General features: G+C 29.2%; 20 protein-coding genes. All 20 read right to left on the reverse strand.

Features of this window, described 5'->3' with window-relative positions; all coding sequences use genetic code 11:
- Positions 1–2 precede the first annotated feature (2 nt).
- Positions 3–2,552 carry a phage tail tape measure protein gene (locus tag NT01CX_RS06370; RefSeq protein WP_011722237.1) on the reverse strand — a complete coding sequence of 850 codons (2,550 nt, stop codon included), beginning with the start codon at positions 2,550–2,552 and terminating at the stop codon, positions 3–5.
- Between the two features lie 12 nt (positions 2,553–2,564).
- Complete coding sequence (locus NT01CX_RS06375; RefSeq protein WP_011722238.1) at positions 2,565–2,792, reverse strand: hypothetical protein; 228 nt, start codon at positions 2,790–2,792, stop codon at positions 2,565–2,567.
- A gap of 65 nt (positions 2,793–2,857) precedes the next feature.
- Positions 2,858–3,235 (reverse strand): hypothetical protein, encoded by a 378-nt coding sequence (locus tag NT01CX_RS06380; RefSeq protein WP_011722239.1) that lies wholly within the window; start codon positions 3,233–3,235, stop codon positions 2,858–2,860.
- A gap of 16 nt (positions 3,236–3,251) precedes the next feature.
- The gene (locus tag NT01CX_RS06385) at positions 3,252–3,509 is read right to left on the reverse strand and encodes a hypothetical protein (RefSeq protein ID WP_011722240.1); all 258 of its coding nucleotides are present in this window, start codon (positions 3,507–3,509) and stop codon (positions 3,252–3,254) included.
- A gap of 49 nt (positions 3,510–3,558) precedes the next feature.
- A complete protein-coding gene (locus tag NT01CX_RS06390; RefSeq protein ID WP_011722241.1) occupies positions 3,559–4,188 on the reverse strand; it encodes a hypothetical protein in 630 nt (209 codons plus the stop codon).
- Position 4,189: 1 nt separating this feature from the next.
- The gene (locus tag NT01CX_RS06395; protein ID WP_011722242.1) at positions 4,190–4,558 is read right to left on the reverse strand and encodes a hypothetical protein; all 369 of its coding nucleotides are present in this window, start codon (positions 4,556–4,558) and stop codon (positions 4,190–4,192) included.
- Between the two features lie 4 nt (positions 4,559–4,562).
- Positions 4,563–4,961, reverse strand: coding sequence for an HK97-gp10 family putative phage morphogenesis protein (locus NT01CX_RS06400; protein ID WP_011722243.1), 399 nt, complete (start codon positions 4,959–4,961; stop codon positions 4,563–4,565).
- On the reverse strand, positions 4,954–5,283 hold the full coding sequence (locus NT01CX_RS06405; protein WP_011722244.1) for a phage head completion protein: 330 nt from the start codon (positions 5,281–5,283) through the stop codon (positions 4,954–4,956). Before NT01CX_RS06405 ends, NT01CX_RS06400 begins: the two co-directional genes overlap by 8 nt.
- A complete protein-coding gene (locus NT01CX_RS06410) occupies positions 5,283–5,837 on the reverse strand; it encodes a phage head-tail connector protein (RefSeq protein WP_011722245.1) in 555 nt (184 codons plus the stop codon). Before NT01CX_RS06410 ends, NT01CX_RS06405 begins: the two co-directional genes overlap by 1 nt.
- Before the next feature lie 45 nt (positions 5,838–5,882).
- Positions 5,883–6,719 (reverse strand): P22 phage major capsid protein family protein, encoded by an 837-nt coding sequence (locus NT01CX_RS06415; RefSeq protein ID WP_039229835.1) that lies wholly within the window; start codon positions 6,717–6,719, stop codon positions 5,883–5,885.
- A gap of 16 nt (positions 6,720–6,735) precedes the next feature.
- Positions 6,736–7,332: a phage scaffolding protein gene (locus NT01CX_RS06420; protein ID WP_011722247.1), complete on the reverse strand. Its 597-nt coding sequence runs from the start codon at positions 7,330–7,332 to the stop codon at positions 6,736–6,738.
- A gap of 117 nt (positions 7,333–7,449) precedes the next feature.
- Positions 7,450–7,959: a hypothetical protein gene (locus NT01CX_RS11955; RefSeq protein ID WP_011722248.1), complete on the reverse strand. Its 510-nt coding sequence runs from the start codon at positions 7,957–7,959 to the stop codon at positions 7,450–7,452.
- Between the two features lie 91 nt (positions 7,960–8,050).
- Positions 8,051–8,275 carry a hypothetical protein gene (locus NT01CX_RS06430; RefSeq protein WP_011722249.1) on the reverse strand — a complete coding sequence of 75 codons (225 nt, stop codon included), beginning with the start codon at positions 8,273–8,275 and terminating at the stop codon, positions 8,051–8,053.
- A 4-nt stretch (positions 8,276–8,279) separates the two neighbouring features.
- On the reverse strand, positions 8,280–9,551 hold the full coding sequence (locus tag NT01CX_RS06435) for a phage minor head protein (protein WP_011722250.1): 1,272 nt from the start codon (positions 9,549–9,551) through the stop codon (positions 8,280–8,282).
- Positions 9,538–11,001 (reverse strand): phage portal protein, encoded by a 1,464-nt coding sequence (locus NT01CX_RS06440; RefSeq protein ID WP_011722251.1) that lies wholly within the window; start codon positions 10,999–11,001, stop codon positions 9,538–9,540. Before NT01CX_RS06440 ends, NT01CX_RS06435 begins: the two co-directional genes overlap by 14 nt.
- Before the next feature lie 3 nt (positions 11,002–11,004).
- Complete coding sequence (locus NT01CX_RS06445) at positions 11,005–12,264, reverse strand: PBSX family phage terminase large subunit (RefSeq protein ID WP_011722252.1); 1,260 nt, start codon at positions 12,262–12,264, stop codon at positions 11,005–11,007.
- Positions 12,257–12,718, reverse strand: a complete 462-nt coding sequence (locus NT01CX_RS06450) for a terminase small subunit (protein ID WP_011722253.1) — start codon at positions 12,716–12,718, stop codon at positions 12,257–12,259. The genes NT01CX_RS06445 and NT01CX_RS06450 overlap by 8 nt, the downstream gene beginning before the upstream one ends.
- Before the next feature lie 694 nt (positions 12,719–13,412).
- Positions 13,413–13,853: a hypothetical protein gene (locus NT01CX_RS06460; protein ID WP_011722254.1), complete on the reverse strand. Its 441-nt coding sequence runs from the start codon at positions 13,851–13,853 to the stop codon at positions 13,413–13,415.
- Between the two features lie 78 nt (positions 13,854–13,931).
- Positions 13,932–14,744 carry a YecA family protein gene (locus NT01CX_RS06465; RefSeq protein WP_011722255.1) on the reverse strand — a complete coding sequence of 271 codons (813 nt, stop codon included), beginning with the start codon at positions 14,742–14,744 and terminating at the stop codon, positions 13,932–13,934.
- Between the two features lie 10 nt (positions 14,745–14,754).
- Positions 14,755–15,276: a hypothetical protein gene (locus NT01CX_RS06470; protein WP_011722256.1), complete on the reverse strand. Its 522-nt coding sequence runs from the start codon at positions 15,274–15,276 to the stop codon at positions 14,755–14,757.
- Positions 15,277–15,510: the final 234 nt, after the last annotated feature.

Here is a 15,510-nt window from a genome sequence, read left to right on the forward strand (position 1 = left end):
ATTTAAAACCCCCTTTTATTCCTAAAACTTAATTCTTCACTCATGTATGGTGCTGTAACTCTTGCGATAGTTCTTCCATCTAGTTGTATTATTATAGGCTTTTCCATACCCATATTTTTAAAAGTATCTATTAATATATCCGATAGCTTTTCTATAGGCAGTACCGCTTCGGGTCCAGCTTCACCACCTACTTGTGGTCTACCATTCATCATGCCAAATACAGTTGGTTTTGTAAGAATACCACCTTCTGCATACCAGTCAACACCTATATGTGGTACTTTAGGTGGCATTAAAGAAAATTCTCCATCTAATTTAAAATGAGGTAATTTAATATGTGGAAATTTAATACTAAGTCTAGAAAAGAACCCTTTGATTCTTTCCACTTGTTTACCTACAAAATCTGCTGCATCTTGAATAGGTTTTTGTATAATTCCTTTGATAGAATTCCATACACTACTTGTAACACTTTTAATACTATTCCATACACTAGTAATTACACTTTTAACTCCATTTACTGCTCCAGTAACTACGCTTTTTATTCCATTCCATACACCGCTTATCACACCTTTTATTCCATTCCATACGGAACTAGTAACTGATTTAATAGCATTCCATACTGTTGTTATTACTGACTTAACTACATTTATAGCAGAAGTAACTACACTTTTTATGCCACTCCATACTGTAATTATTACACTTTTGATAGAATTCCAAACAGTTGTAGTAACACTTTTAATTGCATTCCAAACGGTTGTTACTATATTTTTTATTGCATTTATAACTGTTTGAATTGTAGTTTTGATAGCATTCCATACAGGAAGTACGAAATCTTTTATATTATTCCATATAAGCTCCCATATAGCTTTTATTACATTTAATCCAGTTCCTATTACAGCTTCTAATATTGACATAGCGGATAATACAATTGCTTTTATAATTTCCCATAGCATTTCAAAAAGCCATTTAATTCCTTCCCATATGGTTATAAATATATCTACTATAGCTTGCCATGTAGTTGAAAAAAAATCTTTTAAACCATTCCAAACATTTTCCGAAACCTCTTTAATACCATTCCAAAGATTAGATAACCAAGGTCCTATCTTATCCCAGTTTTTATAAATAAGATAAGCTGCTGCTGCAAAGGCTGCGACCGCTATAGTTACTATTCCTATTGGACTTGTAATAAAACCTATAGCTGCTCCAAATGCTTTTGTTGCAAATTCTGCTGCGTAAAGGCCTGCTATATATATAGTTTGAGCTGCACTAATTGCTTTAGTGGCTAGTGTAGCTACTGTAAGTTTTCCACTGTAAACGCCTATTCCAATACCTAAGACCCCTAACGCAATTGTAACTGATTTTATTGTTGTTTCATTATCTTTTAAAAAATTTTTAAATGAATTTATTTTGTTACTTGCACTCTGTATTTTACTAGGTAAATTTTGAAGTACTTCTGCTAACTTTCTAAAACCATCAACTAAAATTCCTTCTTGCATTCCACCTAACTTTATAAGCAATCCTTCAAAAGCACTTTTAACTCCAGCTATCGCTCCACCAAGGCCACCATCCATAGTATCAGCCATTTTCTGTGTTTGTCCATCACAATTACTTATAGCTTTAGTCATTTTATTAAAATCTTCATCACTAGAATTGACAACAGCAAGCATACCAGACATTGCTTCTTGTCCAAATATAGTACTTGCCATCTGAGCTTTTTGAGCTTCATTTAATTTACTAAACTTCCCTCTTAATTCTTGCATAAGTATAGCAAATGGCTTAACCTTACCCGAACTATCTGTAATTGAAATACCAAGTTTTTTCATAGCTTTAGCACTTTTACCAGTTGGATTTGCAAGTCTTGTCATAGCACTTCTTAATGTTGTTCCAGCTTGCGAACCCTTTATTCCTTTATTAGCCATAAGTCCAATAGCTACAGCAACATCTTTAAGTTTATACCCTAAAGCACCCGCAGGTCCCCCACAATACTTAAAAGTTTCCCCTAATAAACTAATATCTGTATTGGCTGATGCTGCAGTAGCACTTAAAACATCTGTAAACATTCCAGTATCTTTAGCCTTTAGTCCAAATTGTGAAAGTCCATCAGATACTATTCCAGCAGCACTTCCTAAATCTATAGCGTTTGCAGTTGCAAAGGAAAGTACTGGACCTATACCACTCATGATCTCTCCAGTTTTCCAACCAGCTCTAGCAAGGTTCTCCATTCCTTGTCCTGCTTCTGTTGCACTAAATCTAGTTTTTGCCCCAAGTTCTTCTGCTTTACCTCTAAGCATTTCAAATTGCTTACCTGTTGCACCACTAACTGCTTGAACTTTTCTCATTTGGTCGTCATATGTAGCATAAGTACTTACTATTTTCTTTTCAAATCCTGCTACTGCTGCAACAGTAAAAGCACCAGCCACTGCCTTGCCTATTTTTGAAAAAGCACTAGAGATTTTTCCTTCTGCATTTTGGGCGTGACCAGTTACACTATCTATTTCTTTGTTTGCATCCTTTCCGTTTACTGCAATTTTACCCATTAGGGCAAATAGCTCCATCTATTCACCCCCTTACTTATCTTTTATCCTTCCTAAAATTCTTTCAGCTTTTAAAATGTTTTCTTTTTCCTGGTCCTTAGTCATTTTTTTATTAGTTGTACTTTGCTTAAATTGAATTTCTTTTTTCCATTCCTCAAAATCTTTATCTATATCTTTGTGTAGCCATATTTGCCACAAATCTTCTTCTCTTTGCTCTTTAATTAAGTACAAAATAAAATCCGTTAGTTCCTCAAAATCCATATTGGATAAGAGTTCTAACGGATTACCATATCTTTTATATAAAATATCTATAAACTTATTCTCACCTATTTGAATGATGAGAATATAAGTTTGAAAAAAACTTTTAATTCTTCCTTCTTAAAGAAATCCATAATCAAAGTATTATATTCCATAAAATCTAATTGTTCTATTTCTTTTACTTTAACATCACATAAATTAGCTAGTAGTTTATTAATATCTGATTGTGCATTATCTAAATTGCACATTACTGTATCAGCAACATCAAGCATTACTTCTATACCTATAGCTTTGTAATCTTCTTCTGTTTTTTTATCCTTTCCAAAGCTTCCTTGCTTCTTTAGGAACTCTTTTATTGCATTCTTAGCTCCTGTTTTAGACATAATCTTTAACATTAAAAAAGTATCTTGTCCACCTAATTTTCTCATTTCTAATTTATTTTCCATAATATAATCCTCCTTATTAATAATCTTTATAATTTTTCAAATTATTTTGGTGTGTTTTTATAACTTTTGATACTACTTTTTTAAACCGTTTGTTTTGATCTAATGCTTTATCTAAATTCATATAACTTAAATCTGTAAAAATAAATCCTTGATTATATAATTGATAAGCTATTGTAAAAGCTATGCAGCCATATTCTTTTATTAATATGTCTGCATGTTCTAGCTTCATAGGAAATTTGTGTATTAATGCAGCTCTTAATTGTTCATTATTCACAATCGTTCCTCCTTAAAAATAGAAAAGAACCCACTATATGAGTTCTAAATTATTCTTCCTTTTTACCAGTAAGTTTTTGAATACTTATTTCTTCTCCAGTGTCAGGAGCATAAAACCTTGCTGGTATTTTTCTATTAGCAACTTGTTCTGCACTTGCATGTGCTTCAAATTCCATTTTTATAACTGCTTCATCATCATCCTTTGTTTCTACATTGAGTCCACTTATACATAAACAATTATCAAATTCAACTATAATAGGTTGTTTTGAGCCTGTTATAGTTCCTACTAAATATAAATGAGGTATATAGTCACTATCTTCTAATTGAGCTTTTGATTCTATAATAGAATACCCTTCATAATTTTCATCTTTTCGTATAATACCATTTATGGATTTTCTTATATTTTCCGGTGTAATCTCCTTTACATTTACTTCTAATTTTGCACTAGCACTTTTTAAAACTTTCTGTCCTACTGCTGGTACAAATACCCCGTCTACTTCTATCTGTCTATATTCTTGTTCAAAAGTAATTTTGTTTCCATCTGCCGTAGCACCTATAGGTTTTCCACCTTCCCATGTTTTAGTTTCTTTATTGAATGTAAGATTATCATATATTGCTCCAGCATCTACCCAATAATGTTGTGGTGTTGATTTTGTATATCCTGTTCTTTGGACACTCATTTTATTCCCTCCAATCTACTTTACAATATAGTTGCAGCCATCTTCTTTTTATATGCTTATTTGTAGTAGGTATCATTCTTCTACTTCCAACTTTAAACTGTAATAGAACCTTCTCTGTTAATATACTTGATTTTAAAAAGTGTTGTCTTATATCTTCTGTAAGTTGTTCTAGCTTTAATGTATCAGCTCCACAACTATCAAATATATCTACTTCAATATAAAAACCTTCTCTTTTGTTCTCTAGAATTTCACTAGAATAAGAGAAGGTCAAATATGGATATATAACTTTTTCAGATGTATTAATTTCTAAGTAGCTTTCTTTACATACTTTTTTAAACTCTTTAGTTAGTTCTATTAAAAAAGGTATCATGTTATCACCTTATTTCTCTTAAATATCTGTTTAGTAGTTGAATTAATGCTTGTTTATTTTGCGTATAAGCTGGTCTTAAATATGGTTGTGGTTTAGAACCTCTAGTAAATATAGTTTTACCTTCACTGTTAGTATAAACCCACCCACCTTTTCTTCCTTGTCCATTCTCTGCAAATTCTCCAGTACCAAATTCAACATAAACTGCATAGTCAGCATTCGTTCCTATATATGCTTCTAATTTATCAACTACTATCTTATGGTTAATACTTGTTTTTAAATTACTTGTATCAACTGGAGCTAATGCTTTAGCTTGACTTTGGATGACTAATGCGGCAGCTTGTAACCATCTTAACTCTGCTCTTTTTATAGCTTCTTTACACGCTCTACTATTATCTCTAAACATTATGCTCACCTATAAATTTTAAATATATTTCTAAGTGGTTATGCATTGATACTGGATCATCTACTAAGACTATATTGTATCTATTATTTTTACTATCTATAATCCAATTCTTATTAGATATATCTTCCCTATAATCACTTATAAGAATATGTGAACTTTCTTGAATAAAAGCATTATTTGTATTTGTTTCATCTCCAGTTAGTAAATCTAAATATCCTTGTATCTTAAACAATTCTTCTTCTTTCTCTATATGTCCACCTATACCATTATCTTTTTTAATAATACCCATAACTGAAAAACTTGGTGCTCTTGAAGTATCCATTATGACCACCTCAGTTTTTTATACTTATCCAAAAACTTTAATAATGCCGCCGGATAACCTTCCACACTTTCATCATTACCCATATCAAAGTATTCAGTTGACATTCTAGCTATTGTTTCTTTTTTAATCCCTATCTTATCTGCCATTTTATTATCATATTGCAATAATTTAATAACCCCTAGCTTTATATCACTTGGATAATTAACTTTAGTTATAAGGCAATTACATTCTTCTTCCTGTATATCTTCTTTGACTTTCATATATGTTTCAGATACTTCTAATACTTCATATACTCCATTGTTTTGAATACTATCATCTATATCAATAGTATTTCCTACTCTAAACCCTAAATCATTAAAATTAGCACCTGTTATTGTATTACCATCATTAAATAGTAATTTCTTACTTGCTCTAACCCTAGTATCTAAAAACTTATTATTAGTTTTATTTCTTATCATAGTTTCTAAAGCTTTAAGTTTAAGCTCTAATTCAAAGTCCTGGCTATCATCTTTGATTTTTAAAAGTTTCTTAGCTTCTTCTAAATATAAAATCAATTTATCACCACCTATAAAATAAGACTAAGAAAATTAATCCTTAGTCTATACTTCTGCTACTTTTTGCTTTACAGTTAAACATGCTAAACAATCTGGTTGAACTACTTTAGCACCGAATACATATAACCCTTTCATTGCATCTGAAAAACTTTTTTCTGGTCTATATGCTTCTATTTCTGTTACTTGTCCAGCATATGAAATAGCCATATCAGTTCCCGCCATAATAGAATAATTGTTAGCTGAAAAAGGAACATTATTAGACATCATTAGTTTAAATCCACTAACTGTAGCACCCTCTACAACTCCATTTTCTAAGATTTTAAAGTCTTTAGTAAAACGAGGGTCTTTAGATAATAATCCTAAATAAAAAGGTGGTAGAATAGCAAATCTCCCTACTCTTGGTACATTCTTATTATCTAGTTCAACTCCTAAATCAACTAAAGTATCATAAGCATTTGCTACTGTTATTTCAATTGGTTTAGATGTGCTACCAATTTTTATTTTTGCATCTTTAACAAGTGCCGCTATAAACTTGTCTATAACATCTTGTACTGCATATGATGCCCTACCCATTCCTTTATCTACTAGTAATATATTTGATTGTGCCTTGTCCACATCATCCACTTTAAAGTTGAAATATTTGGCTTGATCTATAGTTAAAATAGTTTGGTTTGACTTTAATTCTTCTGGATCCTCTATAGTTCCTCCTTTATAGTCCTTAACTGTTACATCACCCATTTGATTTATCTTAACAGTATCACCATACTTCTTAATTTCTCCTTCATAATCTCTATTTACTGCATTAGCATATACTAGTTTCTTATCTAAGTTAGCAAGTAATCTTGCACTCCATATTTGTGGTATAAAATTCTTTACTGACATTTAACATCTTCCTTTCTTATTCATCAAATTTTAAGTCTTTTATTGTATCCCAATTCTTATTTATTTCATCTGCTGTCATATTTCTTAACTGATTCATAGTAAAACTTTGTGGTGGATTATCTGTTCCAGGTAATTTATTTACTATTATCTTAGGATCTTGTTTTCCTGGCTCTTTCTTATCTTCTACTGGGAAGAATGTAGCATTTTTCTCTTTTAATTCCTTAGCTTTATTTTCCCAATCTTTTTCTAAGTCTAACTTATCAATATCACCTAGTTTATAAAGCATATAATCTACGTCTGTACAACCTAAATCTTTTAACTTACTCTTAATAGTAAATTCCTTCTGTTCTTTTGCTCTAGCCGCTTCTGATTCTGCTGCTTTATTTTTGTAATTCTCAATTTCTGTTTGCAATTCTTCAATATCTTTATGATTTTTCTTTAAATCATCTAAAGTTTTATTTGCAGTTTTAAGGTCATTTGAAACCTCATTATACTTTTCTTTTGGTACTGCATTTTTAGGAAATTCAGTATTAATTAACTTCATTAATCCATCAATATCTAACTTTCCATCTTTAATTGTTGCGCCTTCTAATAATTTTTTTAACCATTCCATTTTCATTACCTCCAATAGCATATTTATACTGGTTGCTCCCAGTTAGGAGTACCGTTGTTCTTTATGCTCTGCAACACTTAAAAAAGAGCAAAATAAAAACACCCTACTTCTAGAGTGTTATTTCTTACCTGCTTTCCATCTGTAACCGCATTTTAAACAGGTTATTTCTATTTTATCTTTTCCTATAAATCCTCCTACACCGCCTAAAAGTAATGCTTTGCCAATACTAAACCCTCTTTTATTAGCTGTTATTTGTGTAGAGCCACATTTAGGGCAACACACCACATCTTCATCTTTTGATTTTGGTTTTACCTTCTCTGCTTTTTTAATTCCTGTAACATCTGTTAAAGTTACTTTTTCAGAAAAGAATTTTAAAACTTCTTCAACCTTTTCATTATTACCTTTGTAAAACATAATACTATTTTTATTTAAACTAGCATCTTCTAACTTTTCTACGTTTTGTCCACTGTTATTAGTACAAAATGTTATAAAGCCTTGTGTCCATGTAGTTGCCATTTGATACTTAATCTCTGTTATTTTATTATTTGCAATTTCAAGTCTTCCTACATTGACTTTATCATCTGTAACACTAAGTTTCTTTAGTATACCTTTTACTTGAATTTCCATATAGTCGCCCCCCAATGCCATAATTTATTACATTATACCACTTTTAGAGGTCAAAATAAAAAGTACCTACTATTTAACTTAGTAAGTACTTTTATATTAACTTTATATATTTGACAATATCTTTTAACTTTTCGCCTTGTATTATCCAGTTATCAGCCATATCCATAAATGAATTAAATTCATTTTCATCTTCATCATTACCGGCTTCACCTGTGTAATATTTATCATTAAGCAAACATATTACATACTCTTTATCTTTATAATAAAAAGTAATATCATCAGTTTCACTTTGATATTGTAAATCTTTAAGATTCATAGTATCACTCCTTCAATATATCCCTATGCTGTCTTCTTTCCTTTTTAGTCAGTTCTTTAACTTCTCTTGAAATCATTTTTTCTTCTTTATCCCACTTATAAATGTGGCTATGTTCTCCATGCTTACCATAAGGATGCTGTTTAGGTCTATTATGATGTCCCGAATGAATTTGTTTAACCATCATTCCATATTTATCATATAAAGTCCTATCAACTTGATTAAAGCCATTTTTACTAACTTTATCACTCTCTATTACTGAATAAGGTTTATGTTTTCTTGGAGGACTATAATGTTCTCCCTTATGATCCTCTGTTATTTTTATTATACCATCTTTGGTGTACCAGTATCCACCTTTATAAACATCATTTCCAAATCTTTTACTGTACCATTCATTATAATTCTCATATTCTATAATATCTCCAGTAGTATTATCTCTCCTTAAATTCGACGCTATATCTTCAACTATAGATATAGTGTCACATCTACAATGAATATCTTCACTTGCTACACCAAACAATCTAGGTTGCAAGGCTTTATATCCTCTTATTTCAAATTCTTCATCTATACCTATAGTTACACCATCTAATGCTCTATGTGTATCTCTTGTTTTATGATCTAATGTTGAAATCCATCTTTTCTTTAATCCTATTCCTAATTTACTTGCTTCTTGATAACTATCTTCTCTTGCTAAACTTCTAAGTCTGTTTCCTTCTGTTATCGCTATCCTTAAAGCTTGTTTATAATCAGCTACCCCTATATTGCTTATATCAACGGCTATATCTCTATACCCAGAACCATTTATAAGACCTCTTGTTAAAGCTCCTTTAGTTTTAAGCTTAAGATTATGTAAATGCTTATCATATAATCTTTCACTTAACCTTAATCCATCTATAGGCATCTGAATAGCTTTTTCTACTGTTTTAGTATCAATCATTGTAAAATCTAATGTTAATCCATTCTCTACTTCTAATTGATAGAATAAACCATTATATGTTTTAGAATAAGCTTCTTTAGCATGATTGCTTATCAACGTTTCATTATTTTTATAAGTATTATCTAATACATTATTTATTTGATTGAGCAATGACTTTAACCTATCTACTTTTAACCATTCTTGAAAACTTAAATCTCCATATCTATTTAAATAAGAGTTTAAAAGCTTTTTCATTTCTATAAGTGACGATTTATAATTAGCAAGCAATAACTTATTTGTATCCTTTTCTCCTTCTTCAAGAAGCTTTAATATCTCTAAATAATATTTACTAAGCTTCTCCATTGTCTTGATCCTCATTTATTTCTTTTTCTGTTATTGCATCTAAATTAATAGGTGCATAAGGTTGCATGTCTATTTTTTCTTTAACTTCTTCATAATCGAGTTCAAGAATATCACATAGTAATTTTAATACTGTATCATCATCAAGTCTTGTTGCAGCAGTAAGAACATTATTTATTAATTGTCCTTGTTTCTCTGCTTCTATTTTTTCATTATTAGCAATATCATTTTCATTAACCATAGTTTCTCTTACTATGTTAATATCAATATCCATATAGTTATAAGCTTTATTAAACCTCTTATTAATGTTTTCTACTATAACTTTTAATAACTGTCTTATAAGCTTTCTAAGTCTTATTTCTGCCTTATTACATTTTAAATCCAATAAAGCATATCTAGATTTAATAACTACATTAGTAACATTTCCATCTCCTATTTGGCTACTATCAAACCCCATACCAAACTTATAGATACTATCTTTATCTAACTCTAGTTTAACCCTTCTAGCTTCATGTGGAATATCTATAGTCTTAACATCTAATCCTCCACTTTCATCTACTCCTATAGTCTTTTTAGTTTTTAAATTAGTAGTTAATTCATCTAAATTATCTCCTGGATAACCTCTAACTACATATATCGCTTCTTGAAAGTCTTGTAAGTTATTAGATAAACTACAAGCCATAAGGTCATAATCATCTATAAGTGCCTTAATAGGTTCTAAGTCCGTCTTTTCATATTTATTATTCTGCAACTTAAAAAATGGTATATAACCAAAACTTCCACCATCATAATAAGCTTTTTCATCTTCAAGAGTTATATGTGGTCTTGGATTTGGTTTTATACCATTGTCTAATTTAAATTCTTTGCTATCTTTATCCTGGATATAATAAGTTACATCCTTATCTGTCCATACCTCCGCTTTAGTAATTATTACTTCCTTGTCCTGGTCTTGTATTTTAGTATCGTAATATCTCACTATAGATTTTAATTTATAATGATCTAGTTCATCATATACAGGAATAACACTTAAGCTATTTGCTACCTGGAAGTTAATTTTATTACTAGAATCTACATAAGCATAAACATATTCAAGTCCTTTATTAGATGCTCCTTCAATAGCATTTTGTAGCACCTCTTGAAAGTCCTCATTGATGTATTCCTTTAATTTCTCTTGTAGCTCCTGGTCTTCTGTTATAACTTCTATAGGGTTAGATAATAAATATTGTACCTTCTGGTCCACAAGTTCAGTGTGAAATAAATGAGGTATTTTTATATTGCTCCTATATTTATCTTCTTTTAAAATACCATTATTATCATAATAAAATAATCTATAATTTAATATCTCATGTTGTCCTTTATAGTATTGTAGTCCTTCTCTAGCCTTTGCTTTACTTTGAGATACTCTATCTCTATCTATTAGTTTTTTAATTTCTGAACCATTCAAGCTTATCACCTCCTACACTAGCCATTTCTTAGCTTTCATTTCATCTTCTAATGAATACCTAATAGAATCTATACTATGGTTATTTTTATCTGGGAACTCTGCTTTAAAGTTTCCTTCTTTATCTTTTTCTAGTTCATAACCTAAGAACTCTCTAGCAGTATTAGGGCATCTTTCTTTATCAATAATTATCTCTTCTAAGTCCTGTAAAAACTTAACACCATGCTCTACACTATCTGGACCCTTCTTTGCTCCAATAATCTTTAATCCTAATTTTTTAAATTCTGCTATTGTTCTAGGTTCAGCACTATCTGCTACAATTCTGTTATTACTTTTATTTTCTTGTTTTATAGTTTCTACTGCTGAACTATTACTCATTCCAGCCTTATGAATTTCATAGAATATATATAATCTTCTTCTAGTTTTATCATAATGATTTACTGTATAGTGTAATGGGTCACTAGCATAACCAAAGTCTAAACCTCTATGTACTCTATCAAAGCTTGCTATTTCTTCATCAGTTATTTTTCGTATAGTTACATTAGTAAATACCTCTCCACCAGTTCCAGTAACTGCTCCTAAATAATCATGTTCATATTTAAGATGATTTACTTTCTTAAGATGTTCAGCTTCTAATATAAACTGTTTCCCTAGCCACTCTCTAGGAACACCTAAATAATTGCTATGATGAACCAACTTATCTTTTCTTGTTTCTAACACCTCCATATTCGCCCAATTTCTTTGACTTTCTGGTGGGTTGAAAGAATAAAATACACAAAACTTTGGGCCACCCCTCATAAGAGATTGATTAATATTTCTTATCTTATCGTAACCTTCAAATTCATCTACTTCTTCATACCAAATATATTTAATATATCCTTTGGCAACTTTAATAGATTTCATTTTAAGAGGATTGTCAGCACCTTTAAATAATATTACAGTTCCTAAAGGTTTATATGTTAACTTTAACGGTGAATAATTAACTTCCCATTCACTCTCACATTTAAGTTTCTCTATTGCCCATAACATCTGTTCAAATACAGACCCTCTTAAAGTATCTTTTACCCTTCTAAAAATTACTGCATTAGTAACTTTGCCTTGCTTTGAATCCTTCATCATATTAAATATAATTTCAATAGAAATAAAAGAGGACTTTGTGCTACCACGACCGCCCTTTAGCCAATGATGAGTATAAAGTCCTTTTTTAATATCTCTATGAACTTGATGAAAACTGGGTGCTATTATTGATTTTAATTTTACTATTTGCTTATTCATCTATATCATCTACTATCTCTATCCCTACATTCCCTTCAACTTCAACTTTTTCTGTAAATAATCTATATCTCTTTCCTAAGAGTTCTGCGGCTTTATTTCTATCTTTTATGTTAGGTCCTATATTAATGACTTTAGTTACAGTTCTATAGCCTTTTTTCTTACCATCTTCTCCTATTACTGGCTCTTGCTCTTGAACTGCTAAAGGTTCATTTTCTTCACCTCTAACAACTCTAGTAAGATATTGAAGCACTTCTTCTGCTTTTGCTATGCGTTTGTCTTCTAATTGCGTCATTCTTTCTTGTATATAGTTTTTAATGTCAACTTTTGTTAAGTTCATACTTCCTATTTGCCTTGCTGTCTTCTTATTATATCCAGCTTTTATTGCTGCTTCTGTGGCATTGCCTAACTGTATATAATAGTCAGCAAATGCCTTCTGTTTTGGTGTTAGCTTCACAATGCCACCTCCATTTAATCATATTTTAAAAATTAGTAATAAATTAAAACTAACCTAGTTTAATTCAGAATATATTAATTTAAATATTTTCCAAAAAATGTTATAATGAAATTGCGTTGGAATTATCTTTGAAAGGAGGTCTTAACGTGTTAGTTTCTTTTATTTTTCATAAATATGCTAATATGTTTAAGAAAGCTAATTCTATGAAAAACACTAAAAAAAGAAGCTACCGTAAAAATAATTATAAAGGCAAAATAATAAGCAAAAAAATTAGGACTAATATAAAAGGGTATATTAATCCTATAGTAACTAGTCTGATAAGTACTTTTATAACTAAGTTAGTGTTTTCAACGGATAGAATTATTAAATCTACCGACGTATATTTTTTAATCTTATCAGCAATGATATTGTTCACTTATTATTATTTGCATAAACACTAGATTAAACTAGGAACTTTTATTCCAACGTAAAGATCCTATATCTCAAAATAAAAGCTTGATGTTTTTCATCAAGCTTTTATTTTTAATATTCTCTATATTATTATATTAAATTCACACAAAAAAGACACCCGTTTCCGAGTGCCTAAGCTAAGATTTACAGTGTCCCTGCTGTGTTATCTTTTTCTATATTAATACTATATCATTTTTAATCTATATATAGGATATATATAAAGTATATATTTTATATACAACAATTATTTAATTAAAAGTGGCATCATGTTTATTATTGCTCTTTCTTCTGCTTTCTGACAGGCTACCATACTAAATCCAAGCTGTTTACTAATTATATACCATGTTCCAACTGGTGCTTTCATGTATCGTAGTTCTATTACACTTCTCTCAAATTCAGATTTCAATGAATTAAAAGCATTTTCTATCTTGTTACAATTAATTTCATACATTTTTTTTAATTTTTTTAATTGTTTAATCTTATCTGCTTTACTAATAATTCTATTTTCTAACTCTCTATTTATTTTAAAAGTTTCACAAGTCCTTTCACTAAAAGTCATAGCTTGTATATCATAATCATTTTCTGTAGCTTCTATTTCAAGTTGTATATTTTCTATATCACCTTTCCACACTAAATAGGAATTAAGCATTTCTCTGGCTTGTAGTCTTCTATAGTCTTTTGCCATAATTTATATCACCTCTTAATTTTGGATAAAAAAATACCGATTATTCTTTTCTGAATAATACGGTATTTAAAATTAATTTTATTCTTTCAAAGTTTTAGGAATGCTTTGTTTTTTAGCTTTATCATAAAGTACAATTTTATAATGTTCTATCTTATCATTATCATTTTTTAAACAACATTTTTTATATTTTTTTTGTGATCCACAAGGACATTTTTCATTTCGTCCCACGTTTTTATATTTAGGATTTAGTTCTTTTAATATTTTCAAGTCCCATTTGTCATAAGGATTATCTAAATAATTTATTAAGTTCTGTAGCATAGAATAATCATATTCTTTGTCTTTTAGAAACAATACTGCAAACTTATCTGCTGGATTTTTAACAATAGCCATGGCTAAAAACTCCATATCAACTACATTTCTAAAACACATTTCTCCATTGTAAATTTCACCGATTTTATGTCCACATGATTTCCGCAAAGATATTTCTTTACCACAAATTGAACATTTTGACTTTTTTATTATTGATTCACGACTCATGAAAAGAACATAAGGAAACAGTTTTTGAAATTTTCTTGAATAACATTCTATAAATTCTAAATTATAAAGATTATTAGAATAGTTAAAATGTCTTCTTAAAAATGTAAATTCAACTTCTACCCTTTCATAATCTTTCCATGCTTCAAAATATTTTTTCTTTTTAAGATTATTGAATGCATTTATATAATGATTTTTAATTTTAATAACTTGCTGTATACACCATATTTCTTTTGCTTTATTTTGATCATTTTGTCTAACATAAATTTGTTTTAACTCTTGTAAATTATTAATAATATCTTTATCTATTAAACCTTTTTTGTTATTTAAATTTAGTATAATATTTTCTAAATTCATGAAACTCACCTTATTTATCAAAAAATTTATTAGAAATTGAGTCTACTGTTCGTTCAAAATCCTCAATGTTTCCTTCAAATTGTATTTTTTTAGATTCACCATCACATTCAACAGTTATTTTTACTGTTCCACGTATTGTATCTTTTGTTTGTTTTAATTTTTCATAAAAATATGAACCAATCATACTTGTAATAATTGACAAAACAGCTTGCTTAACTATAATTTCACACAAATTTATAACACTAGAATGAAGTTCTAATTCTTTGTAATTATTGTCTGATATACATATATCCGGAACTAATTTTGTACCTACTGATTTTTCTTTTATATATTCAAAAAACTCTTGCGTTCCCTCTGGAAATACTGGAGAGTTATAATCCTTAAATTTTTCTATAGGTATCAATAAAACATTTGCCCTTTTTATTTGTGATTCATATTCTATTGGAAAATAATCTTTATTATAAATATCTTTAAAAGTTATTTCATTATCATTAACATCTACCTTTATATTTTTATGATCCTTATATAACATTTTTGCCTCCTTAGTGTACTATATTTTAAATTATTTAACCTTTAATAAATTTAATATATAATCATTAAACTTTTTAAATTTAAATCCTAGTTATATAATTTACTGTGTTATATTTTTCAATTTAAACTATATATTATCAATTATATCATGTATAAAAAAATTTTTAATTCTATTTTCTACCGTATTATTCAATTTTCAAAGAACAAACAACACTTATTATAATTTTTCTCCTAT

This window comes from Clostridium novyi NT, from assembly GCF_000014125.1.
In the GTDB taxonomy this organism is placed as follows: Bacteria; Bacillota; Clostridia; order Clostridiales; family Clostridiaceae; genus Clostridium_H; species Clostridium_H novyi.